Annotated in this window: 20 protein-coding genes; 15 read left to right on the forward strand and 5 right to left on the reverse strand. The window is 67.8% G+C overall.

What is annotated here, in order from left to right; translation table 11 throughout:
- The first annotated feature begins 3 nt into the window (after positions 1–3).
- The 9 genes from SSKA14_RS06370 (at position 4) to SSKA14_RS06405 (ending at position 10,383) form a co-directional block, all read left to right on the forward strand.
- On the forward strand, positions 4–933 hold the full coding sequence (locus SSKA14_RS06370) for a DUF58 domain-containing protein (RefSeq protein WP_040007184.1): 930 nt from the start codon (positions 4–6) through the stop codon (positions 931–933).
- On the forward strand, positions 930–1,379 hold the full coding sequence (locus SSKA14_RS06375) for a DUF4381 family protein (RefSeq protein WP_008266151.1): 450 nt from the start codon (positions 930–932) through the stop codon (positions 1,377–1,379). Before SSKA14_RS06370 ends, SSKA14_RS06375 begins: the two co-directional genes overlap by 4 nt.
- Complete coding sequence (locus SSKA14_RS06380; protein ID WP_008268639.1) at positions 1,376–2,380, forward strand: VWA domain-containing protein; 1,005 nt, start codon at positions 1,376–1,378, stop codon at positions 2,378–2,380. Before SSKA14_RS06375 ends, SSKA14_RS06380 begins: the two co-directional genes overlap by 4 nt.
- Positions 2,377–4,188 carry a tetratricopeptide repeat protein gene (locus tag SSKA14_RS06385; protein WP_040007185.1) on the forward strand — a complete coding sequence of 604 codons (1,812 nt, stop codon included), beginning with the start codon at positions 2,377–2,379 and terminating at the stop codon, positions 4,186–4,188. The genes SSKA14_RS06380 and SSKA14_RS06385 overlap by 4 nt, the downstream gene beginning before the upstream one ends.
- Positions 4,185–5,900, forward strand: coding sequence for a BatD family protein (locus SSKA14_RS06390; protein ID WP_040007186.1), 1,716 nt, complete (start codon positions 4,185–4,187; stop codon positions 5,898–5,900). The genes SSKA14_RS06385 and SSKA14_RS06390 overlap by 4 nt, the downstream gene beginning before the upstream one ends.
- 57 nt (positions 5,901–5,957) lie before the next feature.
- Entirely contained in the window at positions 5,958–7,277 is a 1,320-nt protein-coding gene (locus SSKA14_RS06395; RefSeq protein ID WP_006465816.1) for a dicarboxylate/amino acid:cation symporter, read from the forward strand.
- Between the two features lie 198 nt (positions 7,278–7,475).
- Positions 7,476–9,473, forward strand: coding sequence for a transketolase (tkt, locus tag SSKA14_RS06400; protein ID WP_008265623.1), 1,998 nt, complete (start codon positions 7,476–7,478; stop codon positions 9,471–9,473).
- Positions 9,474–9,862: 389 nt separating this feature from the next.
- Positions 9,863–10,066 (forward strand): type II toxin-antitoxin system RelE/ParE family toxin, encoded by a 204-nt coding sequence (locus SSKA14_RS23295; RefSeq protein ID WP_232281428.1) that lies wholly within the window; start codon positions 9,863–9,865, stop codon positions 10,064–10,066.
- An 11-nt stretch (positions 10,067–10,077) separates the two neighbouring features.
- Positions 10,078–10,383 (forward strand): HigA family addiction module antitoxin, encoded by a 306-nt coding sequence (locus SSKA14_RS06405; protein ID WP_006465761.1) that lies wholly within the window; start codon positions 10,078–10,080, stop codon positions 10,381–10,383.
- A gap of 85 nt (positions 10,384–10,468) precedes the next feature.
- Here the strand turns inward: SSKA14_RS06405 and SSKA14_RS06410 are convergent, their stop codons facing one another.
- Both SSKA14_RS06410 and SSKA14_RS06415 read right to left on the reverse strand, forming a co-directional pair.
- Positions 10,469–12,421 (reverse strand): acetyl-CoA hydrolase/transferase C-terminal domain-containing protein, encoded by a 1,953-nt coding sequence (locus SSKA14_RS06410; RefSeq protein ID WP_008268401.1) that lies wholly within the window; start codon positions 12,419–12,421, stop codon positions 10,469–10,471.
- 35 nt (positions 12,422–12,456) lie between these two features.
- The gene (locus SSKA14_RS06415) at positions 12,457–13,014 is read right to left on the reverse strand and encodes a flavin reductase family protein (protein WP_008267700.1); all 558 of its coding nucleotides are present in this window, start codon (positions 13,012–13,014) and stop codon (positions 12,457–12,459) included.
- Positions 13,015–13,132: 118 nt separating this feature from the next.
- Here SSKA14_RS06415 and SSKA14_RS06420 point away from each other — a divergent pair, with 118 nt between their 5' ends.
- From SSKA14_RS06420 to SSKA14_RS06430, 3 genes are read left to right on the forward strand one after another with little or no spacing between them, the layout of a single operon-like run.
- Complete coding sequence (locus SSKA14_RS06420; RefSeq protein WP_008265988.1) at positions 13,133–13,498, forward strand: BlaI/MecI/CopY family transcriptional regulator; 366 nt, start codon at positions 13,133–13,135, stop codon at positions 13,496–13,498.
- Positions 13,491–14,732: a TonB family protein gene (locus tag SSKA14_RS06425; RefSeq protein WP_008268621.1), complete on the forward strand. Its 1,242-nt coding sequence runs from the start codon at positions 13,491–13,493 to the stop codon at positions 14,730–14,732. Before SSKA14_RS06420 ends, SSKA14_RS06425 begins: the two co-directional genes overlap by 8 nt.
- Positions 14,729–15,289 carry a hypothetical protein gene (locus SSKA14_RS06430; RefSeq protein WP_008267339.1) on the forward strand — a complete coding sequence of 187 codons (561 nt, stop codon included), beginning with the start codon at positions 14,729–14,731 and terminating at the stop codon, positions 15,287–15,289. Before SSKA14_RS06425 ends, SSKA14_RS06430 begins: the two co-directional genes overlap by 4 nt.
- Positions 15,290–15,343: 54 nt before the next feature.
- On the opposite strand, the gene SSKA14_RS06435 is transcribed toward SSKA14_RS06430, so the two are convergent.
- The 3 genes from SSKA14_RS06435 to SSKA14_RS06445 all read right to left on the reverse strand — a co-directional run bounded on the left by SSKA14_RS06435 (position 15,344) and on the right by SSKA14_RS06445 (position 17,840).
- Positions 15,344–16,144, reverse strand: coding sequence for an MBL fold metallo-hydrolase (locus tag SSKA14_RS06435; protein WP_008264769.1), 801 nt, complete (start codon positions 16,142–16,144; stop codon positions 15,344–15,346).
- Positions 16,145–16,155: 11 nt separating this feature from the next.
- A complete protein-coding gene (locus tag SSKA14_RS06440) occupies positions 16,156–16,974 on the reverse strand; it encodes a S1/P1 nuclease (protein ID WP_040007187.1) in 819 nt (272 codons plus the stop codon).
- Between the two features lie 236 nt (positions 16,975–17,210).
- The gene (locus tag SSKA14_RS06445) at positions 17,211–17,840 is read right to left on the reverse strand and encodes an OmpW family outer membrane protein (RefSeq protein ID WP_006465709.1); all 630 of its coding nucleotides are present in this window, start codon (positions 17,838–17,840) and stop codon (positions 17,211–17,213) included.
- A gap of 192 nt (positions 17,841–18,032) precedes the next feature.
- On the opposite strand from SSKA14_RS06445, the gene gap reads away from it, so the two are divergent.
- From gap to SSKA14_RS06460, 3 genes are all read left to right on the forward strand, one after another.
- Positions 18,033–19,037, forward strand: a complete 1,005-nt coding sequence (gap, locus tag SSKA14_RS06450) for a type I glyceraldehyde-3-phosphate dehydrogenase (RefSeq protein ID WP_005414333.1) — start codon at positions 18,033–18,035, stop codon at positions 19,035–19,037.
- 125 nt (positions 19,038–19,162) lie between these two features.
- Positions 19,163–21,832, forward strand: a complete 2,670-nt coding sequence (locus tag SSKA14_RS06455; protein WP_008267623.1) for a DUF2339 domain-containing protein — start codon at positions 19,163–19,165, stop codon at positions 21,830–21,832.
- Positions 21,829–23,205, forward strand: coding sequence for a DUF3999 domain-containing protein (locus tag SSKA14_RS06460; protein WP_008265607.1), 1,377 nt, complete (start codon positions 21,829–21,831; stop codon positions 23,203–23,205). Before SSKA14_RS06455 ends, SSKA14_RS06460 begins: the two co-directional genes overlap by 4 nt.
- Positions 23,206–23,295 lie beyond the last annotated feature (90 nt).

A 23,295-nucleotide genomic window follows, 5' to 3' on the forward strand; every position in this document is an offset into this window, starting at 1 on the left:
CGCATGACCGATCCATCCCCGGAACCTGCATCCATGGCCAGCGAGGGCGACGGGCTGCGCCCGCAGTTGGCCGAACTGGTCGCACTGCGTCGCCTGGCACAGCGCCCGCCGCCGCCACGCCGCGGCCGTGCCGGCAATGCCGGGCAGGCGCCGTCCCCGCTGCGCGGGCGTGGCATGGAGTACGCCGAATCACGCGAGTACGTGGCCGGTGATGATGCAAGGCATATCGACTGGCGGGTGACCGCGCGTACCGGCCGTGCCCACACCAAGCTGTTCCAGGCTGAGCGCGAGCGGGTCAGCCTGATCGTGGCCGACACCTCGCCGGCGCTGTATTTCGGCACCCGGGTGCGCTTCAAGTCGGTACAGGCCGCACGCGCGGGCGCCGTTGCTGCCTGGTCGGCGCAGCGTCGAGGCGACCGCGTGGGCGCCCTGCGTGGCAGCGACCGCGAGCCACCGGTCGCACCGGCGGGCGGGCCGCGCGGTGTGCTGCGCGTACTCGATGCACTCACCCGCTGGTATGCGCAGCCGCCGGCCGATGATCTTGGTCTCGAGCGTGCGCTGGACCACGCCAGTCGCGTGCTGCGCCCCGGGGCGCGCATGCTGGTGCTGGCCGATCCGCAGCAGGCGGCGCGGATTGCGCCGGTACGCTGGAGCGCGCTGGCCCAGCACCATGACCTCAGCCTGATTCTGCTGGTCGATCCATTGGAACTGCAGCCGCCGTCGGCCGCGCTGCAGTTCCAGACCGCGCAGCAGCGCGTTGGACTCGACCTGCGCCGCAGCGACGTGCAGGCGCATTGGCAGGCACATTTCGTCGAACCGCTGCAGGAACTGCGGCGCCAGCTCGGCGCACGCCGCGTTGACGTGCAGGTGCTGTCCAGCGATGCGCCCAGCGATGCGTGGCTGGCCCCGTCGCCGACCGAGGTGCCGGCATGAGCGCCAACCTCCCGCTGCGCGACGTGCAGCTGCCGCCGGCCCCGTCGTGGTGGCCACCGGCACCAGGCTATCTGATGATCGGTGCGGCGTTGCTACTGCTGCTGTTGGTCGTCGTATTCGTGTGGTGGCAGCGTCGCCGCCGTCGGCAGCGCTGGTTGCAGCAGTTCGACAGAGAGCTGGCGGCCTGCACGGACGCCTCGACGGAACTGGCGGCGATCGCCGGCCTGCTGCGTCGTGCCGCGCGCCAGGCACGTCCGGGCAGTGAATCGTTGCGCGACGACGCATGGTGGCAGCGCGTGGACCCGCAGGGCACGTTGTCCGGTGCACGGCGCAGCCTGCTGGCCGAGGGCGCCTATCGGCCACGCGTGGATGCCAGCGAAGTGGCCGCGGTGCGCAGCTGGTCCCGCGCGCGCTATCTGGCGATGCTGCTGGAGCGTCGGCGATGAATCTGCTGGCGAGTTACTGGCCGTGGCCGGACCTGCAGCTGGCATGGCCGCTGGCGCTGCTGGCATTGCCGTTGCCGCTGCTGATGTACGCGTGGAAGCGTCGCGCTGATCCCGGCGCTGCGCTGCGCGTGCCGTATGCCGCCAGCGAACTGGAAGCACTGACCGGTGGTGGCCGCGTCGACGTGTCCTGGCTGCGTACGCTGCTGTTGTGGTTGGGCTGGTGCGCGCTGTGCGTTGCGCTTGCCCGTCCACAGCAACTCGGTGAGGCCATCACCCCACCGCAGCAGGGCCGGCAGATGATGCTGGCAATGGACGTGTCCGGCAGCATGGGTGAGGGCGACATGGTGCTGGGCGGGCAGGCCGTGGACCGCCTCACCGCAGCCAAGGCGGTGCTGGCCGACTTCCTCGACCGCCGCGCCGGTGATCGCATCGGCCTGCTGATCTTCGGCGACCGTGCTTATACGTTGACGCCCCTTACAGCCGACCTGGCCAGTGTGCGCGACCAGCTGCGCGACAGCGTGGTCGGCCTGGCCGGTCGCGAAACCGCCATCGGTGATGCCATCGGCCTGGCGGTGAAGCGCCTGCGCAGCCAGCCCGAAGGCCAGCGCGTGCTGATCCTGCTGACCGACGGTGTCAGCAATGCCGGCGTACTGGAGCCCCTGCGCGCGGCCGAAGTTGCCCGCGCCGAGGGTGTACGCATCCACACCGTCGCGTTTGGCGGCGACGGCAGCATGCGCGTGTTCGGCATCTCCATTTCCGCCGACCAGGATCCGGTCGACGAGGCCACATTGAAGAAGATCGCGGGCATGACCGGCGGCCAGTTCTTCCGCGCACGCGATACGGCACAGCTGGCCGGCATCTATGCCGAACTGGACCGGCTGGAGCCGATCGCCGCGAAGGGACCCAGCCTGCGCCCGCGTGAGGAACGCTATGCCTGGCCGTTGGGGCTGGCGTTGTTGCTGGGCGCGTTGGCATGGGTGTGGCCGGAGCGTCGCCGATGATCGCGTTCGCTTCGAATCTTCCCGACTGGAACGCGCTGCATTTCCTGCGCCCGGAATGGCTGTGGGCCCTGCTGGCGCTGCCGGTGATCCTCGCGCTGGCGCTGTACCGGCAGCGGCGCAGCGATGCGTGGCGGCAGGCGGTGGATCCACACCTGCTGCCGCACCTGCTGGCGGCAGGCACGCGTCGCCGTACGCGCCTGCCGTGGGCGCTGCTGCTGGGCTGGACGCTGGCATCGCTGGCGATGGCCGGACCAAGCTGGCGGCAGCAGGCGCAGCCGATGTTCCAGGCCAGCGCACCGCTGCTGGTCGTCCTGGATCTGTCCAGCCGGATCACCGCCACCGACCTGCCGCCGTCGCGGCTGCTGCAGGCGCGGGCCAAGCTGGGCGAGCTGCTGCGCGCGCGCAAGGGCGGCCAGGTCGGCCTGGTCGTGTATGCCGATGACGCCTACACGGTGGCGCCGTTGACCGATGACGGCAGCAATGTCGCGCTGTATCTGGATGCCTTGTCACCCGAGGTGATGCCGCGCGATGGACAGCGTGCCGATCGCGCTATCGACTGGGCGGCGCAACTGATGCGGCAGGTCGCGGCGCTGCAGGGACAGGTCCTGCTGGTCACCGACCAGGCCGACAGTGAGGCCGCGCTGGCCGCGGCCCAGGCACGCAGCCTTGGCCTGCAGGTTTCGGTGCTGGGGCTGGGTACGCCGGCGGGTGCGGCCTATCGCGATGGCAATGGGCAGATCCGCCAGGCAGCGCTGGATGAGGGCAGCCTGCGCGCCGTGGCCACCGCAGGTGGCGGGCGCTATGCACGCATCGCTGCCGACGACAGCGACCTGCGTGCGCTGGGGGTACTGGATGCGCGCCAGGGCACGGCGGCGCAGCGGCCGGGCGAAGGCAAGCAGTGGCGCGATGAAGGCTTCTGGCTGCTGCCGCCGCTGATGCTGCTGGCACTGTTGGCCTTCCGCCGCCGCGCGGTGCTGGCCGCGGTGCTGGCCGTTGGCCTGCTGCCCTGGATGGGTGACGTGCAGGCGCAGGCGCCCGCAGCGCCCGCACCGCCGCCCGCGCAGGGCACCCTGTGGAAGCGTGCTGACCAGCTGCAGCACCAGCGCCTGGCCGAAGGTGTGCAGGCCTACCGCAACGGCGACTTCGCCGGTGCACGCAAGCAGTTCGAAGGCATCGACAGCGATGCCGGCTGGTACAACCTGGCCAACGCACTGGCACGCCAGGGCAACTACGATGAGGCCATCGCCGCTTACGACCGCGCGCTGGCGCTGCATCCGGGCATGGCCGACGCAGTGGCCAACCGCGCTGTGGTCGATGCCGCGCGCAAGCGCACGCAGTCGGGAGGCCAGGGACAGGGCCAGGATCAGCAGAAGCCACGGCAGAGCGGCCCGCAGAAACAGCAGAACGATTCGCAGGGCAAGCAGAATCCGCCGGGCCAGCAACCGCAGCAGGGGCAGAAAGACCCCGGCCAGGGCCAGCCACAATCGGGGCAGCAGGGCCAGCCTCAGCCCGGCGAGCGCGGCCACGATGGCCAGCAGGCACCACCGCAGGTGGAAGATGCCAAGGCGCAGGCGCAGGCCGACGAGCAGCAGCGCCAGCGCATGCAGCAGGCGATGCAGCAGGCACGTGAAGGCAAGGGCGAACAGGATGGCAAGCCCGTGCCAGGCAGCGAAGGCACCACCCCGCGCCGACGCGAGGAGCAACAGGCCGTGGAGGCGTGGATGCGACGCGTACCTGATGATCCGGGCGCGCTGCTGCGAGCCAAGTTCCAGCTGGAAAACGAACGCAGGAAGAGGGAAGGGCGATGACGCGGGTGATCAACATGCACGGGTTCTGGCCCCGGCAGGTACTGGCAGCGCTGCTGCTGTGGCTGCCGCTGCTGGCCTGGGCGCAGCCGCGCGCCTGGCTGGACCGCGATCGCATTGCAATGGGCGACACGGTCACCCTCAATGTCGAGAGTGATCAGGGCGCGCCAGACTTCACGCCACTGCGTACCGACTTCGATCTGAGCGCGCAGACCAGCAGCCGCCAGGTGGAGTGGAGCAACGGCAGCATGCAGCAGCGCAACCTGTACGGCGTGGCGCTGACGCCGCGACGCAGTGGTGCACTGGTGGTTCCAGGCCTGCAGGTGGGCAGTGTGCGTACCGCGCCGCTGACCCTGCAGGTGGACGCGGCCGCTGTGGCGGGTCCGGACAGCACTGCGATGGCCTTCATCGAGACGGTTGTCGATGACGAAACGCCATACGTGCAGCAGAGCGTGGGCGTGGTGGTGCGGTTGTACTTTGCTTCGCAGCTGGCGTCGGGTGAACTGGTACTGGATACCCCGGCGGGCGCGTCATTGCAGCGCGTGGGCGATGACCGCACCGATGTGCGCCAGGTCAACGGGCGCCGCTACAACGTGGTCGAACGCCGCTTCCTGCTGATCCCCGAGCGCAGCGGCGCATTGCGGTTGGCCGGTGCGCGCTTCAGCGGGCGCAGTGCCGGTGGCTTCTTCGACGACTTCTTTGGCGGGGGCGACGGCCGCATGAATGCCACCGGTGCCGACCGCACGTTGCAGGTGCAGGCACAGCCGGCGCAGGCGCCGCAGCCGTGGCTGCCGCTGCAGAGCCTGCAGTTGCGCTATACCAGTGCGCCGACCAGCGCCCGCACCGGTGAGGCCGCCAACGTGGTGGTTGAAGCGGTTGCCGAAGGCGCGACGCGCGCGCAGTTCACTGATCTGCCGGTGCCGGATGTCGGCGCCAATGCGCAGGTGTTCGCCGAGCCGGCACAGTACGAAGAGACCTTCAACGGCAGCACCCCACGCCTGAAGATCACCCGCCGCTATTCAATCGTGCCGCGCCAGCCAGGTTCGCTGGTGGTGCCCGGCCCGCGCCTGCCCTGGTGGGATGTGCGCAGCGGCAAGGCCCAGGAGGCGAAGCTGCCGGACCTGACGCTGACGGTTGCGACGGGCAATGGTGGCGGCAATGCCTCACCGGCACCGTTGCCGCCGATCGACACCGACGCCACGCTGCCCGGCACCGATGGCCAGGACAGCCGCATCGCGGCCACCGACCCGCGCGCCAGCGGCATGGCCGAGCGCCCATGGCCCTGGATGGGCGCTGCGATCGGGCTGGCGCTGCTGTGGCTGCTGACCCTGCTGTGGGGCTGGCAGCGTGGCCGTCGCCCGCGTGCAGCGGCCCCTGCCGCCGGCGCGTCCGCTGTGCCGACTGTGGCGAGCGGCCGTGCCGGCTTGGCCGAACTGCGCCGCGTGCTCGATGGCGAGGGCTTCGACCAGGTGGAAGCACAGCTGTGTGCGATGGCCGGTGTCGAACGTATCGAGCAGGTCATCGCGCGTCTGGACGATCCGGAGCAGCGCCAGGTGTTGCAGGACCTGCAGCAGGCGCGCTGGGGCGGGCAGGGCGATCTGGCGGCGCTGCGTACGCGCCTGCGCACGGCCTTCCGTGACGGACCGCACTGGTCGGCGGCTGCGGGAGCCGCTGACACTGGCCTGGCGCCGCTGTATCCACCGCGGCGAACCTGAACCGGCGCCGCTTGCGCGCTTTGTTAGAGTGCATTCATTTTTCGAGGAAACCCGCGTATGACAGCAGCTGCTGCCGACAAGAAGAAGTTGCCCCTGCACTGGAAGATGGGCATCGGCTTTGCGATCGGCCTGGTCCTGGGACTGACCGTGCACGCCCTGGGTGGCAGCGTCGAGGGTCTGCAGGGCGGTGCCAAGTGGGTAATGGACTACGTCACCACCCCGGCTTCGGGCCTGTTCCTCAACCTGATCTTCATGCTGATCGTGCCGCTGATCTTCTCGGCTCTGATCATGGGCGTGTCGGAGATGGGCGACATCCGCGCCCTCGGCCGCATCGGCTGGAAGACGCTGGCCTATACCGTGCTGCTGTCCGGCATTGCGGTGGGCATCGGCCTGGTGCTGGTCAACGTGCTCAAGCCGGGCGCCGGCGTCGACCCGCAGGTCGCTGCGATGATGCTGTCGGAGAACGCCGAACGCAGCAAGGAGATCGTGGCCGGCATCCATGGCACGCCGAAGGGCATGGACATGCTGCTGTCGATCGTGCCGAGCAACGTGCTGCAGGCCGCGTCTGACAACGGCGCGATCCTGTCGCTGATGTTCTTCGCGCTGATGTTCGGCATCGGCATGGTGCTGACCGACAACGAGAAGGTTGCCCCGCTGCGCCGCGCGATCGAAGGCGTGTTCGAAATCTCGATGACCCTGATCAACCTGGTCATCCGCCTGGCTCCGTACGCGGTGGCCTGCTTCATGTTCAACCTGGCCGCGCTGTTCGGCTTCGAGCTGATCATCCGCCTCGGCGCCTACGTGGGCGTGGTGGTGCTGGCGTTGGGCCTGCACATGATCGTGACCTACGGCACCGCCGTGTGGCTGTCGGGCCGCTCGCCGCTGTCGTTCTTCCGCGATACCCAGGAAGCGACGGTGATGGCGTTCTCCACCGCCTCCAGCAACGCCACCCTGCCGACCGCGCTGCGCGTGGCCGACCAGATGGGCCTGCCGCAGCGCGTGTCGCGCTTCGTGCTGACCGTAGGCGCCACCGCAAACCAGAACGGCACCGCGTTGTTCGAGGGCGTGACGGTGATCTTCCTGGCCCAGTTCTTCGGCGTGGACCTGAGCATCGGCCAGCAGTTCATGGTGATGGCGGTGTGCATCCTCGGTGGCATCGGTACCGCCGGCGTGCCGTCGGGCTCGCTGCCGGTGGTGGCGATGATCTGCGCGATGGTCGGCGTGAACCCGCTGGGTATCGGTCTGATCCTGGGCGTGAACCACTTCCTGGACATGTGCCGTACCGCACTGAACGTGACCGGCGACCTGGCCCTGACCACCCTGGTGGCCAAGGGCGAGTCCCACGACGGCCCGGCGCTCGGTCCTCAGCAGGACTGAGTCCAGATTCCCGCCCCCGGACTCCGGGGGCGGTAGTGCCGGCCGCTGGCCGGCAACTTCATGATCTTCATTGAATTCTGCGCAACTGCCGGCCAGCGGCCGGCACGACCGGGCAAGCTGGAACTGACCCCTGCCCGGTGACTATGGGACAATAGGCCGCCCGCACGTCCGCGGCCGCCTCCCGATTCCGACAGAACCATGACGCAGCCTACCCGTCGCCAGTTGGCCAACGCCATCCGCTTCCTTGCCGCCGATGCGGTTGAAACCGCAAAGTCCGGCCACCCCGGCATGCCCATGGGCATGGCCGACATCGCCGAAGTCCTCTGGAACGACTACCTCCGCCATAACCCGAGCAACCCGCACTGGTTCAACCGCGACCGTTTCGTGCTCTCCAACGGCCATGGTTCGATGCTGCAGTACGCGCTGCTGCACCTGAGCGGTTACGACCTGCCGATCGAGCAGCTGAAGCTGTTCCGCCAGCTGGGCAGCCACACCGCCGGCCACCCGGAACGCCACGAGACCCCGGGCGTGGAAACCACCACCGGCCCGCTGGGCCAGGGTTTCGCCAACGCCGTGGGCTTCGCCCTGGCCGAGAAGCTGCTGGCACAGCGCTTCAACCGCCCGGAGCTGGAAGTGGTCGACCACCGCACCTGGGTGTTCATGGGCGATGGCTGCCTGATGGAAGGCGTGTCGCATGAAGCGGCGTCGCTGGCCGGCACCTGGGGCCTGCACAAGCTGGTCTGCTTCTGGGACAACAACCACATCTCCATCGACGGCAACGTCGAGGGCTGGTTCACCGACAACACCCCGGAGCGTTTCGAGGCCTATGGCTGGAACGTGGTCCGCGATGTTGATGGCCACGACCCGGACAGCATCAAGGCCGGCATCGAGGCCGCGTTGTCGCAGAGCGACAAGCCGACCCTGATCTGCTGCCGCACCACCATCGGCTTTGGTTCGCCGAACAAGGCGGGCAAGGAATCCAGCCACGGCGCACCGCTGGGCAAGGACGAGCTGGAAGCCACCCGCAAGCAGCTGGGTTGGGAATACGGTCCGTTCGAGATCCCGCAGGCGATCTACGACGGCTGGCGCGCCAATGGCGCCGGCACCCTGCGCCAGGCCGAGTGGGAGCAGCTGTTCGACAAGTACGCCAGCCAGTATCCGGCGGAAGCGTCCGAGCTGACCCGTCGTTCGCACGGCGAGCTGCCTGCCGACTTCGTTGCCAAGGCCGATGCCTACATCGCCCAGGTGGCCGCTGAAGGCCCGACGATCGCCTCGCGCAAGGCCTCGCAGCTGGCCATCGAAGCCTTCGCCCCGCTGCTGCCGGAAATCGTCGGCGGCTCGGCCGACCTGGCGCACTCGAACCTGACCCTGTGGAAGGGGAGCAAGTCGGTCGCCAGCGACGACGCCAACGCCAACTACGTGTACTACGGCGTGCGCGAGTTCGGCATGACCGCGATTGCCAATGGCTTGGCCCTGCACGGTGGCTTCATTCCGTTCGACGCCACTTTCCTGGTGTTCAGCGACTACGCCCGCAATGGCGTGCGCATGAGTGCGCTGATTCCGGCCCACGCCATCCACGTCTATACCCACGACTCGATCGGCCTGGGCGAAGACGGCCCGACCCACCAGCCGGTGGAGCACCTGGCCTCGCTGCGCTACATCCCGAACAACGATGTGTGGCGTCCGTGCGATGCGGTCGAGTCGGCAGTGAGCTGGAAGGCCGCGATCACCCGCCAGGACGGCCCGAGCTGCCTGGTGTTCAGCCGCCAGAACCTGCCGCACCAGCCGCGCAACGCCGAGCAGATCACCCAGATCGAGCGCGGTGGCTACGTGCTGGCCGATGCCGCCGGTACCCCGGACGTGATCCTGATTGCCACCGGTTCGGAAGTCTCGCTGGCGACCGAAGCCAAGGCCCAGCTGGATGCGGCCGGCCTCAAGACCCGCGTGGTCTCGATGCCGTCCACCGACGTGTTCCTGCGCCAGGATGCGGCCTACCGCGAATCGGTGCTGCCGAACGCCGTGCGCAAGCGCGTGGCCGTGGAAGCCGGCGTCACCGGCTTCTGGCGCCAGTTCGTCGGCCTGGACGGTGCGGTGATCGGTATCGACACCTTCGGTGCCTCGGCCCCGGCCGATCAGCTGTACAAGCACTTCGGCATCACCACCGCCCACGTGGTGGAAGCTGCGAAGTCGCTGTAAGCCGCCTCGCGGTGCAACAAGGGAAGGCCGGCACACGCCGGCCTTTCTCGTTCTCCAGAGTGGAGAAAAAGGGGACGGAGGGGATCAAGTCGTTTGTGCAAATGCGACTTATCCTCTCCGTCCCCTTCTCCTTTGCCCGAAATGTTCCACCCAGCGGCACCAGTGTCGCGTTGGCCTCTTCATCTGACCTGCATTTCTTGCGAAAAGGAGGGCCTGCCGAGGCACCCTCAGAAGTGGTCATGGACAAGAAGATCGGCGCAGAAAACCATGGTGGATTTGCGGTGTGTAAGGTGATGCCTTACATTGGTGCTGCGTGATCGTCAGCTTCAGGCACAGGGGTCTGAAGGCGCTCTATGAACGGGGCGACATTTCAGGCGTTCGTGCCGATCATGCGGGGCGGTTGCGGCGCTTGCTTCACCAGCTGGACCAAGCCCAGCGTCCTGGAGACATGGGGCTTGCCTGGAAATCGCCTGCATCCTCTGCGCGGAAGCTATAGCGGCTACTGGGCTGTAAGTGTCTCCGCGAGTTGGCGATTGGTATTCCGCTTTCGTGGGCTCGACGTCGAATTGGTCGATTACCTCGATTACCACTAGGAGTCTGCTCGATGCCGTTGCATGATCCGCCGCATCCCGGGGAATCGCTGCGCGAAGACATACTGCCGGCGATCAGCATGTCCATCAGTGCGCTGGCGCAGCATCTTGGTTATTCCCGCGGACAGCTGTCGACCATCATCAACGGGCACGCCGGTATCTCCGCGGAGCTTGCATTCCGCCTTGAGCTTGCAGGTCTGGGCAATGCGCGCATGTGGCTGGCAATGCAGGCGGCCTATGACCTGTGGCAGGTCGAGCATCGAGAGCATCCACCGATTGCCCGCCTGCATCTTGAGGATTCGGTGAGGATCGGACAGTAGATCCGCGCCATGCGTGGATGAAAAAGGGGACGGAGGGGATCAAGTCGTTTGTGCAGAAGCGACTTGATCCCCTCCGTCCCTTTTTTCAGGCGGTGCGTGCCAGCGCCAGGCGCAGCAGGCGTGCGTCCAGGCGCTCGGCGAAATCCTTCGGTGCCTGCAGGCCCATGCGCTGCAGGTACACCGTATCGCCATCACCGGCCGGTTGGCGCAGCGCCGCCCACACCGTGCGCAATTTGTCGCCACGGGTCTGCGTGTTGGCCTTCAGCCAGCCCAGCGCCTTCACCAGCACCTGTTCGATCTCGTTGAAGTCGCTGCCCAGCGGATAGTCCGGAAGGCTGCCATCGGCGCGGAACGGTGCCAGTGCCGCGGCCAGTGACTGCGGCGTATTGCGCTGCAGGCGTTCGGGATCGGGCGGCGTGGCCCTCAACAGCTTGCGCGCGCCGTGCGCCTGCTGCAGCAGGCCGGCCTGGAACGGCGCCTCGGTGATCGCGGCCATCGCCTGCACGCAGTCCTCGTCGGTCAGTCCGCGCAGATCGGCGATGCCGTACTCGTTGAGGTAGATATCGCGCAGGTGGCGCGGAATGGTGGTGTGGCCATAGTTCCAGCGCACGTTGGATTCGCGTTGGCCCTTGTCGTCGCGCGCGGCGCGGAACATCAGCACGCTGCGGGCTTCCGGCAGGGCATGTGCCATCGCCACGAAGTTGTACTGGCCGCCCACGCCGGATACCACGCGGCCGTCATCCAACGCGTCTGACACCGCCGCACCCAGTGCGGTGGCCATCATGCAGGAGTTGAAGAAGCGCGCATGACGGCGCTGCAGGCGCTCCAGCGTCTCGTTGCCACCGTACAGCTGGTTGATCTCGCTGATGCGACGCATGCCGATCGCGCGGCATTCGTCTTCCGGCAGGGTGCGCAGCCATTCGTAGAACTCTGGTGAGCCGAGGTAGAACGCGCCGTGCAGGTACTCGCCCTCGGCGTCCAGCGTGGCATGGTCGATCGACAGCGTGCTGCCGTTCTCGATGCGCTGCATCAGCGCGAGGTCGTCGTGCACCTTGCGCTTGATCACCCCGGTCTGTACCAGCCGGCGGAAGCCCTCGTTGAGCATTTCACTGCAGCCGTACAAGCCCACTTCAAAGGGGTCCAAGCCGCCGATTTCCTGCACCAGCGGATGGCTGGCCAGCTGTGGGTCGAGTGCATGCAGCACGCGGCGATAGCGCGCATTGTCGGTATGGCGCAGCACCAGTGCGTGGCTGAGCGCATCGGCCAGCGTGCCGATGCCGATCTGCAGCGTGCCGCCATCGCGTACCAGGGTGCTGGCATACAGGCCGATGGCGTAGTCGGCATCGCCAACCGGCTGCCGCGGCAGGCCGAACAGGGCCGGGTACGGCGGCGGCGGGGTGATCACCAGATCGAAGAACGACACATCGACCGTGGCCGAGCCGCCCAGGTAGGGCAGCTGCGGATCGATCTCGGCGACCAGCAGCGGGCGCGGCAGTCCGCGCGCGGCGATGGCATCCAGCGTGTCCTGGGTGATGTCGTTGTTGCACGACAGCGAGAGCCGGCGGTCATCCGGGCGCATCGCCACCTTCTGCACGATCACCTGCGGCGCGCGCTGGGCGACCGCATCGGCGGCGTGGGTGTAGTTCAGGCTGGTATAGCTGGACTGCGCCTGCCGTGATCCGAGCAGGGCGCCGGACTGCATGTAGAACTCTTCCACCTGCACGTGCGCCGGCAACGCGTCGCGCGCGATCGCATCGGCATAGGCCAGGCGCGGAAAATCATCGCCGAAGTGACGCTGCGCGAACGGCGCCATGAATCGCGCTTCCAGGCCGTTGCCGCGCGCCTTCGGCGGGTTCAGCGACAGCGCGGTATACAGCTGCAGCGGCCGCGACGGATCCTGCTCGACGCGTGCATACAGGGCATTGAGCAGCCGGTGCGGCTTGCCCAGTGCCAGCGGCGCCCCGATCCGCAGCGGCCCGTCCACGCGCGCAAACAACCAGTCAACGGCGGCGTCCAGGTCGGTGAGGTGTTCGGTCATTCGGGGCGGTCCTGCGTCTGGGGGGAGTGCCGGCATTACAGCATGTCGGGCTTGAACCGCCGTCGACGCGAGACTTCGGCGCCGGACACCATGAACTGCCCATCGCCGCGGTAATGCACGGTGCGCGGCAGTTTCGGCCGCGGCGCCACGTGCGCACGCACGATTTCCCAGATGAACAGGTTGCTCGATTCCACCTGGCTGTCGTCATGGAGGCGGCACTCGAAGCACGAATGGCATTGTCCGACCAGCGGCGCGCCGACCTCGCGTGCGGGCAGCGCGTCAAGCCCGAACCGGGCGAACTTGTCGACCTCGCGGCCGCTGCAGTTGCCGATGTCCACGACGGTGTCGAGCAGCTCCACCCCGGGAACATTGATCACGCACTCGCCGCTGTTACGCGCCAGTGCGTGGCTGTGGTTCTCGTGCCACAGGTAGGTGGCGACCAATGACGGCGAGAAGCCCATCACCATGTGCCAGCCCATCGTCATCAGGTTGCGCTGGCCGCGCCACGCGGTGCTGACCAGCACGATCGGGCCGGGTTCGAGGAAGCGACGGGCCTGCTCGACCGGGAAATCTTCCTTGGGCAGTGCTTTCATCCGGGGCCTGGGGCGGGAGGAACCGATGCTGGCGCAGCCGGGATGAACCCGGAGTCGAGGGGCTTGACATGAGGTTCGATTACGAGCGTAATCAAACCGTCGATTACGGATGTAAACCATGACCCCGATCAGCGAAGCCGAAGCCGTTGTGATGGAGGTGCTGTGGCAGCAGGCACCGCGTAGTGCCGACGAGGTAGTGGCCGCACTGGCCCACCGCGACTGGGCCGAGCCGACCATCAAGACCCTGCTCAACCGCCTGCTGACCAAGGGCGCGATCGCCGCCGAGCGTGATGGCCGGCGCTATCTTTACCGGCCGCTGCTGCAGCGCCAGGCGTGGGTGGAGGCACAGAGCCAGGACTTCATCGGCCGCGTCTTCGAAGGCCGCGTGGCACCGCTGGTGGCGCACTTCAGCGAGCGCGGCCGGCTGAGCGCGCAGGACATCGCCGAACTGAAGAAGTTGATCCAGGAGCTGGACCATGACTGAGCTGCTCGACGGACTGTGGCAGGCCAGCCTTTGGCTGGCAGTGGGCGTGGTCGTGCTGGCCGCGCTGCGGCCCTTGCTGGTGCGGCTGGGGGGCGCTGGGTTGGCCTATCGCAGCTGGGGGTTGCTGCCCTTGCTGATGGTGGCGCTGCTGTTGCCGCTGCCCCGGGTTGCATTGCTGCAGCAGGTGCCGACGCTGCCGCTGAAGGTGATGCCGGGCGCCCTCGAGGGCGCGAGCGGTCATGCGCTGCCATGGGCCGGTCTGCTGCTGGTGGTCTGGGCCCTGGGGATGGGCGTCCGCCTGCTGCGCGAGCTGCGTGCACAGCGGCGCTTCGAGCGGCGCATGGGCCCGTTGCGGCCGCGTGCCGATGGCAGCTGGCAGGCCAGCGGCGATCCCGGGTTGCCGGCGCTGGTCGGCCTGTGGCGGCCACGCATCGTGGTCGGCCCGGCGTTCGACCAGCAGTTCAGCGCACAGGAGCAGGACCTGATCCTGCAGCACGAGCGCAGCCACCGTCGCAATGGCGACCACTGGGCCAACGGTGCGCTGCTGCTGATGCGTGCGGTGTTCTGGTTCCACCCGCTGTTGCCCTGGGCCGCACGCCGTTTCCTGCGCGAGCAGGAACTGGCCTGCGATGCCCGCACCATGGCCCCGCAGCCCGCGCTGCGCGGCCTCTACGCCAGCACGCTGCTGAAGGCGCAGCTGGTCCATCCGGTTGCGCCCGCGGTGTGCCATTGGCGCAGCCAGCCCGTGTTGAAGGAGCGTATCGCCATGTTGAAGCAGTCCAAGCGGAAGGCATTGCCGTGGGTGTCGGGCCAGGTGCTGGTGGTCGGGGTGTGCCTGGGAATGGGAGCGGTGGCGTGGGCCAGCCAGGGCAGTACGGCGGCAGCGCCGAGGATCGGGGTCGAGCCGTTTGAACACGCTCAGGAAGACGCAGCCAGGGCCGGGTTGGACAGGCCCATCCAGGTCGACAAGATGCCGCCGCCGTCCTATCCGAAGTCTGCAATCGAACAGCGCCAGGTGGGCGTGGTGAACCTGCGCGTGGAGGTGGATGCGCAGGGGCAGCCCACCGAGGTGCGCGTGCTCAGCGCCACCAATCCGGGCGTGTTCGATGCGGTGTCGGTCGCCGCTGCGCGCAGCTGGGCGTACCGGCCGGCAATGAAGAACGGCAAGCCGGTGGCCGCTGCCGTGCGTATTCCGATCTCCTTTGCCATGGACGACACCGAGGACACCCTGTGAAGTCTGCATCGCTGCTGCTGGCGGCATTGCTGGTGGGATGCGCGAGTCAGCAACGCCTGACCACGGTCGATACCCGCAATGAGAGTGTCGGCCACCAGCGGCTGCGACCGGAGGCGGCGGGCGACGGCGGACAGGTGCAGGCGTATTCGCTGGGCGCCAGCGAGGGTTACCGGATGCCGCAACTTTACGCGGCACCGGACCCGGAGGTCGGCGATCGTGATCCGCGCGCGGAGCTGGCACCCACTACCATCTGCCTGCAGGTGGTGGTGGATGCCAATGGCGGTGTGGAACGCAGCCTGCCATTGACCGATCGCCATGAGTGCGCAGCCGGTGCTGCACCTGAGAACGCGCCTCTGTTGCAGGCGGCACAGGACGCGGTGGCAATGTGGAAGTACTCGTCCGCAGCGGTTTGCCATTTCGCGGCTGGCAAGGTGCCTGCCGACCGCGGGGATTGCCGCGGCGCCGAGCGCATCGAGCCGGTGGCGGTCACGCTGCAGTACGCCTTCACCTTTGAGATCGTGAAGGGCCAGCATGTGGTGCGCACGCAGGGCAAATGAGGTGCGCGGCGCCTGACGGAAACCGGTAGCGCCGGGCGAGCACCGCAGCGTCGATCAGGCTCCGCCCTGGATGTTGGCCTTCACTGCCGACTGCATCAGCGCCGGTTCGGCCAGCGTGGCATCCCGGGCTTGGCGCACGCTGACGAACTCCGCCTCGGCCACGCCATCGTGCACATGGATGTTGTGCGCGCGCTGTTCGCCGATGGTGGTTTCGTTGGCGAAATCACGGCCGCCTGGGCCGTAGTCGTGGCAGACGAAAACCCGTGTGGCATCGGGCAGCGCCAGCAGGCGCTGGATCGAGCGGTACAGCTGCGCGGCATCACCGCCCGGGAAGTCGCAGCGGGCGGTGCCGCCGTCGGGCATGAACAGCGAGTCGCCGGTGAACAGCGCATCGTCGATCAGATAGGCAATGCTGTCGCTGGTGTGGCCGGGCACGGCGATCACCTGGCCGCGCAGTTCGCCAAGCGCAAAGGTTTCGCCATCGCTGAACAGGTGGTCGAAGACTTCATCGGCCGCCGGCAGCTGCAGGCCATAGCGCGGTGCGAAGGTGGCCTGCACCGCGCGGATGCCTTCGCCGATGGCCAGCGTGGCCTGCGGAAAGTGCTGCTTCAGCCTGCGCCCGGCCGACACATGGTCCGCGTGGGCATGGGTTTCCAGCAGCCAGCGCAGCTGCAGGCCCTGTTGCTCGATGGCCTGCAACGCCGCATGCAGCGGCGATTCGCTGCTGGCATCGGTATCCGGGTCGTAGTCCAGCACCGGGTCGATCAGCGCTGCCTCGCCGCTGGCCGGGTCGCTGACCAGATAGCTGAAGGTGTTGCTGTCACGGTGGAAGAACGACTGCACCTGGACTGCCATTTGCATGCTCCTCAGCGCGTGCCGAGCACGCGGTTCAGCAACTGCGCCAGGTTTTCACCGGCCAGTCGCAGCTGTGCTTCGGCCAGCGGCCGATAGCGCTCGGTGTATTCGTCACCGATCTTACGCGTGGCCGGATAAACGCCAGCTTGCATGGAGATGCGGCAGCTCGCTTCGGCCCACGCCTGCGGGTCGCGCTGCGGGTTGGACTGGCGCGCCAGCTTCGGGGCGCGCTGGCTCTGCAGCAGTGGCAGATAGCCGGCGTCGTCCAGCTTGCGGGTGTTGAGCATGCCACTGTCCCACAGCGAGTGCAGGTTGGTACCGCGGTTGCCGAACTGCAGCTGGAAATCGTTGCCGCCCTTGTCGTGGGCGTAGCCGGCGTGCATCGGCTGGTGGATGTCGCCCACCAGGTGGACGACGAACTTCAGCGCTTGCAGGCGCTCGCCATCGGTCAGGCTGCGGTCGCCGAGGATGGCGCTCTGTGCCTTCAGCGCCTCGACGATGCAGTTGCCATTTTTGCAGTGCTTCGGTGCTTCGTAGTGGCAGTTGTCTTCGGCGATGTTGACGTAGTGCCAGCCGGCCGAGCGACGGCCCAGGCCGGGGTCCTTGGCACGCAGCTGATCGGCCCAGGGCGCGATGCTGGCGAGGGTGGCGTCCGGTTCAGTGGCCAGCAGGCGATCCACTTCGGCGCGGGCGGCAGGGGTGAGTCGGGCGTCTGCGACTTCGGCGACAAGGCGGTGGCCTTGCGCGCCCCAGGCATGGGCGGGGGCGGAGACGGACAGCAGGGCCGGCGCCAGGGCGGCGGCGAGGAAGAGGGAGTGCAGGGCTTTCATGCGCACATTCTAGCGGGGGGAGATGGATTGAAGAGCGGCGCGTTCCTGTTCCGAAGTGGGAGCACAGCGGGAGGGGCGGCGTGTCCTGGCCCCGCTCCCCGCCTTGCCCCAGCTTCAGAACTGCTCTTGCTCTTCAAGAACAAAAAAAAGCCCCGGCAATCACCGGGGCAACATGCTGCGAGGGTTTTGCGTGTAGCGGGGGAGCGGGGGCGAAGCCCCCGCGCTCAACACACCGCTTAGAACTTGAAGACGTAGGACGCGCCGTAGACCAGGGGATCGATGTTGACCGTGCCGATCTTCTCGCCGTTCAACTTCACCTTGCTGTCGATGTCGATCCAGCGCATGTCCACGCGCAGGGCGCCCTTCTCGCCGATCGCGAAGTCCACGCCCGCATGCGCGGCCAGGCCCCACGAATCCTGCAGCTTCAGGCGGCTGTCCTTCAGCGCACCGGTGGTGTCTTCGCTGAAGAAGGTGGTGTAGTTCACGCCCGCACCGATGAACGGCGACACCTTGCCCTTGCTGTTGAAGTGGTACTGCAGGGTCACCACCGGCGGCAGCTGCTTGGTGCTGCCCACGCGGCCGAGGCCGTTGATGTTGATGTCGTGCTTGAACGGCAGCGCGGCCAGCACTTCGATGCCCAGGTTGTCTGCGATGAAGTACTCACCGGTGATGGTCGGCTTGACGTCGTTGTCGACGTCGACCTTCAGCGTGCCGCCGGCCAGCCAGCCGTTGTTCGACTTCGGCGCCACCTGGTGCACGCCGGCCGAAACGGTCCAGTCGCCCTTGGACTGGGCCATGGCCGGGGCGGCGGCGAGGGACAGGGCGGCGGCCAGGCCGGCCAGGATCAGGGGGGAGGTCTTGCGCATGGGGGTGATCTCGTTGCTGGGTGGATGGGGCCAGTGTCGGCCTCACGCCGCGCTAACGCTTTGATCCGGATCAAATCCTGTCCGCCGGCTCTCCGCCGGAGGCGCTGGCCCACGGTGGCCAGCCCCGGTTTGCTAGACTTGTGGGCCCTATCCATCCCGCCGCACCTGTCGCGGCCGCAGGAGCTTGAGAACATGGCAATCAAGGTTGGTATCAACGGTTTCGGTCGCATCGGGCGCAACGTCCTGCGCTCGGCGGTGCTGAACTTCGGCGACGACATCGAAATCGTGGCCATCAACGATCTGCTGGAGCCGGACTACCTGGCGTACATGCTCAAGTACGACTCCGTGCACGGCCGCTTCAAGGCCGACGTGGCGGTGCAGGGCAACGACCTGCTGGTCAACGGCAAGAAGATCCGCCTGACCCAGGAACGTGACCCGGCCAACCTGAAGTGGGACGAAGTCGGCGCCGACGTGGTGCTGGAAGCCACCGGCCTGTTCCTGACCAAGGAAACCGCGCAGAAGCACATCGATGCCGGCGCCAAGAAGGTGATCATGTCGGCCCCGTCGAAGGACGACACGCCGATGTTCGTGTACGGCGTGAACGACAAGACCTACGCCGGCCAGGCGATCATTTCCAACGCCTCGTGCACCACCAACTGCCTGGCCCCGCTGGCCAAGGTCATCAACGACAAGTGGGGCATCAAGCGCGGCCTGATGACCACCGTGCATGCGGCCACCGCCACCCAGAAGACCGTCGATGGCCCGTCCAACAAGGACTGGCGCGGCGGCCGTGGCATCCTGGAGAACATCATTCCGTCGTCCACCGGTGCGGCCAAGGCCGTCGGCGTGGTCATTCCGGAGCTGAACAAGAAGCTGACCGGCATGAGCTTCCGCGTGCCGACCTCGGACGTGTCGGTGGTCGACCTGACCGTCGAGCTGGAAAAGGAAGCCACCTACGCCGAGATATGCGCTGAAGTGAAGGCGCAGAGCGAAGGCCCGCTGAAGGGCATCCTGGGCTACACCGAAGACAAGGTGGTGGCCACCGATTTCCGCGGCGAAACCTGCACCTCGGTGTTCGACGCCGATGCCGGCATCGCCCTGGACGGCACCTTCGTCAAGCTGGTGACCTGGTACGACAACGAGTGGGGCTACTCGAACAAGTGCCTGGAAATGGCCAAGGTCATCGCCGCCAAGTAAGGCGGGTGTAGATCGAAGACGGACCCCGGCCTGGCCGGGGTTCGTCGTTTATGGGGCCAGCCCTGTCGTAGCATGGGGCGGTCGACCGCTGCCGCTGGGGCGCGGGATCGCAATGGAAGCACGCAATGGAAGCACTGATAGCCCTGGTCGTACTGGTCCTGCTGGCCATCCCGCTGCTGCTGGTAGTGGCGTTGGTGATGATTGCCGGCCTGCGCCGTCGTGTCGCCGCGCTGGAAAGCGCGATGGCCGCTGCGCCCGCCGCTGCCAAGCCGGCCGTCACCACGCCCGCGCCTGAACGGCCGGTGGTCACGCCCGCGGCCAGTGCCGATCCACCGTTCCTGCGGCCGGTCGCCGCTGCTGCGACGCCTCCCCCGCAGCCACCGGTACGCGAAGCAGCGCCCACCGAGGCGCCTGCCCCCCGTCCTGCTGCGCCGCCGCCGGTACCGCCGGTGCCGGTGCAGCCGCCGTTGCCGCCAGAACCGGCGTTGCCGAATTTCATCGAGCGCGGCATCGGTGCGGTCAAACGCTGGTTCACCGAAGGCAACGTACCGGTCAAGATCGGCATGCTGGTGCTGCTGGCCGGTGTCGCCGCACTGCTGAAATACGTCAGCGACCAGGGCTGGCTGGTGCTGCCGATCGAGCTGCGCCTGGCCGGCGTCACCGTGGGCGCGTTGGGGCTGCTCGCGTTCGGCTGGCACCAACGCGAGCGCCGGCGGATGTTCGCGCTGGCCCTGCAGGGCGGCGCCATCGGCGTGCTGCTGCTGACCATCTTCGCGGCGTTCAAGCGATTCGAGCTGATTCCGCCCGGCTTCGCCTTCGCCAGCTCGATCGCGCTGGTGGCCGGGCTGTGCGTGCTGGCGGTGGTGCAGAACTCGCGCACGCTGGCGGTGCTGGGCATCCTCGCCGGCTTCATGGCGCCGCTGTGGCTGTCCACCGGCAGTGGCAACCACGTGGGCCTGTTCAGCTACTACGCGGTACTCAACGCGGGCATCTTCGCCATTGCCTGGTTCCGTCCGTGGCGCGCGCTGAACCTGCTGGGCTTCGCCTTCACGTTCGGCATCGGTACGTTCTGGGGCGTGCTGCAGTATGCGCCGGACAAGTTCAGCAGCACCGAACCGTTCCTGCTGCTGTTCTTCGCGTTCTACCTGCTGATCCCGCTGCTGTACGCGCGTCGCCAGCCGGCCGGGCGGCGTGACCTGGTCGATGGCAGCCTGGTGTTCGGCACGCCGCTGGTCGCATTCTCGCTGCAGGCGGGCATGTTGCACGATCAGCCGATGACGCTGGCGCTGTGCGCGCTGGGTCTCGCCGCGATCTATGCGGTGCTGGCGTGGGCGTTGATCAGGCGGGCGTCGTACACCGTGCTGGCGCAATCGCATGCAGTGCTGGCAGTGGGCTTTGCCACGCTGGCGGTGCCGCTGGCGCTGTCGGCGCGCGCCACCGGCGCGGTGTTCGCGCTGGAAGGTGCGGGGCTGGCATGGCTGGGGCTGCGCCAGAAACGATGGTTGCCACAGGTGTCCGGTGCGTTGTTGCAGATTGGCGCCGCATTCGCCTTCGTGGCCGGCGGCGATCATTGGCACGAGGACCTGCGCTTCCTGATCAACCCCACCGCCATCGGCGCGTTGCTGCTGGCCGTGGCTGGCTTTGCATCGGCCTGGAGCTACCAGCGCCGATCGCGCCACGAGATCGCGCTGGTCTACTACCTGTGGGGCCTGCTGTGGTGGCTGGGTGGCCTGGTACATGAGATCACCCGCTTCTTCCCGTACCGCACTGAAGTGGATGCGCTGCTGGTGCTGGCGGCGGTCACGGCATGGCTGGCCGCCGAAGCACAGCGCCGCCAGCCGGCCCGTGCGCTGGGCGTGACGGCACTGGCCATGCTGGCGCTGGGCTTCCCGCTGGCCCTGTTGCAGAGCGATGCCCACCACCAGCCGTTCGCCGGCTATGGCGCGCTGGCCTGGGCGCTGTTCGCGGTGCTGGGCGTGCGCACGTTGCTGTGCCTGCGCCAGGGCGGCAACACCGTGGCCCGCATCGCGCAGTTCCTGTGGTGGCTGCTGTGGCCGTCGCTGCTCTCGCTGCTGGCCCTGTGGGGCGGTGGCCAAGCAGGGCTGGCACAGGGCTGGACGCTGCTGTTGTTCACGCTGCCGTGGCTGCTGATGGCAGCGCTGTCGCTGTGGCGCTGGAATGTGCTGCGCTGGCCGTTGGGCGAAGCGTTCGACCGCGTACGCACGCCGCTGCAATGCGTTCTGTTCGGCCTGCTCTCGATCGGCTGGCTGCTGGGCCAGCTGTTGCCGGGTGACGCTGCCCCGCTGCTGTGGCTGCCGGTGTTGAATCCGGCCGAGCTTGCGCAGTGGCTGAGCCTGTTGCTGCTGGCGCGCTGGCTGTACAGCGATCAGGCGCCGCAGGCCGTGCTGAACATCCGTATGCCGTTGCTGTCACTGGCCATCTTCGTTGCGCTGACCAGCGTGGTGCTGCATGGCGTGCATCAGTGGGGCGGCCTGTCGTGGAACGCGTCGATGATGCGCTTCAGCCTGGCGCAGACCAGCCTGACCGTGTTGTGGAGCGTGCTCGGCGTGATTGCCTGGGTCTGGGGCTCGCGCCGCGGCCAGCGCGTGTTGTGGATGGTGGGCGCGGTGCTGATGGGCGTGGTGCTGGCCAAGCTGGTCATCATCGATCGCCAGCACCTGGGCAACCTGCTGGGCATCGCATCGTTCATCGCTTACGGCCTGCTGTGCACGGTCGTGGGTTATCTGGCACCGGCACCGCCCAGCGCGGCGCCGTCCCTGGAGGAAAAACAATGAGGAAGTGGAGCAGGGCGCTGCTGCCGGTGATGTTCGGCATGCTGGCCGCCGTCGTGGCGCAGGCTGCCGATTACCGCAGCCAGTACGCCGAACAGTGGCCACTGACGCTGTCCAGCGCGCAGTCCGGTGCGTACAGGGTGGTCCTGGAACCGGCGATCTATCGCCGGGCCGGCGCTGCCGACCTGGGCGATCTGCAGGTGTTCAATGCGGCGGGGCAATCCTTGCCCTCGGCATTGCTGGCGCCGGACCAACCACTGGCACAGCCGCCGGTGCAGCGGGAGCTGCCGTGGTTCGCGCTGCCGCCGTTGGCCGAAGCACAACGCAACGATCTGCAGCTGCTGACCGAACGCGATACCGATGGCCGCGTACGCCGGGTCGAGGCGCGCGTGGGGGGCGGTGCGGTGGCGAACGGGCAGGGCGGTTGGCTGATCGACGCCAGCGTGCTCGGCCAGCAGCCGGTGGCGGCGCTGGTGCTGGACTGGGCCGATAGTGGCCAACCCTTGCAGGCGCAGGTGCAGCTGGATGCCAGCGATGATCTGCAGCACTGGCGTGCGGTCGGGCGCGACATTCCGCTGGTGGACCTGCAGCGCGCCGGCAAGCGCCTGCTGCAGCGCCGCCTGCAGGTGGACGGCGAGGCACGCTACCTGCGCGTGCTCGCACAGGGCGATGCACGCCTGCCGACCCTGCGCAGCGTGCTGGCCGAACTGCCGCCTGCCCCGGCCACGCTGCCGTGGGAATGGCTGTCGCTGGAGCCGGTTTCGAAGGGCAAGGGCGAATACACCTTCGAACTGGACGGCCGTTTCCCGGTCGCGCGTGCGGACGTGGCCAGCGCCGACAACAGCCTGGTGCAGTGGACGTTGTTCAGCCGCGATGATGAGAGCGCGGAGTGGCAGCGCCGCAGTGCTCCGTGGATCGCCTACCAGCTGCAGCAGGGCGCGCAGGGCCAACGCCAGCAGTCGGCAGCCCAGTCGCTGGGGGGCGTGCATCGCGACCGCTACTGGAAGCTGGTCGCGAATCCTGCCGAAACGGCCACCGCGCCTACGCTGCGCCTGGGTTACCAGCCGGAGGTGCTGGTGTTCCTGAGCCAGGGCGCGGCGCCGTATGCCCTGGCCGTTGGCAGTTCGACCGCGCGCCGGATGGAGGCGCCGATCGGTGTGCTGATCGAGGAACTGCGCCAGCGCAATGATCCGTCATGGCAGCCGACGCTGGCGCGGCTGGAAGGCAGCCCGGAGCCGCTGGCCGGCGAGGCGGCACTGAAGCCGCAGCACGATTGGAAGTCGTGGTTGCTGTGGGCGTTGCTGGGGCTGGGGGTGTTGGTTGTTGGCGGCCTGGCGGTCAGCCTGCTTCGGCAGAAGCCTGCGCCTTCGGCGTAGTTTTCGGCGAACGGCGCAGCCCCTCGTGGGTGGCCGTAGCGTCGGTAGAGTCGAGCTTGCTCGACTGCAAAGCTGCGCTTGGCCGTGCGG

This window comes from Stenotrophomonas sp. SKA14 (assembly GCF_000158575.1).
In the GTDB taxonomy this organism is placed as follows: domain Bacteria; phylum Pseudomonadota; class Gammaproteobacteria; order Xanthomonadales; family Xanthomonadaceae; genus Stenotrophomonas; species Stenotrophomonas forensis.

Coding starts and splice junctions, on each gene's coding strand:
- SSKA14_RS06370 (WP_040007184.1), top strand. CDS start 4: ATGACCGATCCATCCCCGGAACCTGCATCCATGGCCAGCGAGGGCGAC.
- SSKA14_RS06375 (WP_008266151.1), top strand. CDS start 930: ATGAGCGCCAACCTCCCGCTGCGCGACGTGCAGCTGCCGCCGGCCCCG.
- SSKA14_RS06380 (WP_008268639.1), top strand. CDS start 1,376: ATGAATCTGCTGGCGAGTTACTGGCCGTGGCCGGACCTGCAGCTGGCA.
- SSKA14_RS06385 (WP_040007185.1), top strand. CDS start 2,377: ATGATCGCGTTCGCTTCGAATCTTCCCGACTGGAACGCGCTGCATTTC.
- SSKA14_RS06390 (WP_040007186.1), top strand. CDS start 4,185: ATGACGCGGGTGATCAACATGCACGGGTTCTGGCCCCGGCAGGTACTG.
- SSKA14_RS06395 (WP_006465816.1), top strand. CDS start 5,958: ATGACAGCAGCTGCTGCCGACAAGAAGAAGTTGCCCCTGCACTGGAAG.
- tkt (WP_008265623.1), top strand. CDS start 7,476: ATGACGCAGCCTACCCGTCGCCAGTTGGCCAACGCCATCCGCTTCCTT.
- SSKA14_RS23295 (WP_232281428.1), top strand. CDS start 9,863: ATGCGGGGCGGTTGCGGCGCTTGCTTCACCAGCTGGACCAAGCCCAGC.
- SSKA14_RS06405 (WP_006465761.1), top strand. CDS start 10,078: ATGCCGTTGCATGATCCGCCGCATCCCGGGGAATCGCTGCGCGAAGAC.
- SSKA14_RS06410 (WP_008268401.1), bottom strand. CDS start 12,421: ATGACCGAACACCTCACCGACCTGGACGCCGCCGTTGACTGGTTGTTT.
- SSKA14_RS06415 (WP_008267700.1), bottom strand. CDS start 13,014: ATGAAAGCACTGCCCAAGGAAGATTTCCCGGTCGAGCAGGCCCGTCGC.
- SSKA14_RS06420 (WP_008265988.1), top strand. CDS start 13,133: ATGACCCCGATCAGCGAAGCCGAAGCCGTTGTGATGGAGGTGCTGTGG.
- SSKA14_RS06425 (WP_008268621.1), top strand. CDS start 13,491: ATGACTGAGCTGCTCGACGGACTGTGGCAGGCCAGCCTTTGGCTGGCA.
- SSKA14_RS06435 (WP_008264769.1), bottom strand. CDS start 16,144: ATGGCAGTCCAGGTGCAGTCGTTCTTCCACCGTGACAGCAACACCTTC.
- SSKA14_RS06440 (WP_040007187.1), bottom strand. CDS start 16,974: ATGAAAGCCCTGCACTCCCTCTTCCTCGCCGCCGCCCTGGCGCCGGCC.
- SSKA14_RS06445 (WP_006465709.1), bottom strand. CDS start 17,840: ATGCGCAAGACCTCCCCCCTGATCCTGGCCGGCCTGGCCGCCGCCCTG.
- gap (WP_005414333.1), top strand. CDS start 18,033: ATGGCAATCAAGGTTGGTATCAACGGTTTCGGTCGCATCGGGCGCAAC.
- SSKA14_RS06455 (WP_008267623.1), top strand. CDS start 19,163: ATGGAAGCACTGATAGCCCTGGTCGTACTGGTCCTGCTGGCCATCCCG.
- SSKA14_RS06460 (WP_008265607.1), top strand. CDS start 21,829: ATGAGGAAGTGGAGCAGGGCGCTGCTGCCGGTGATGTTCGGCATGCTG.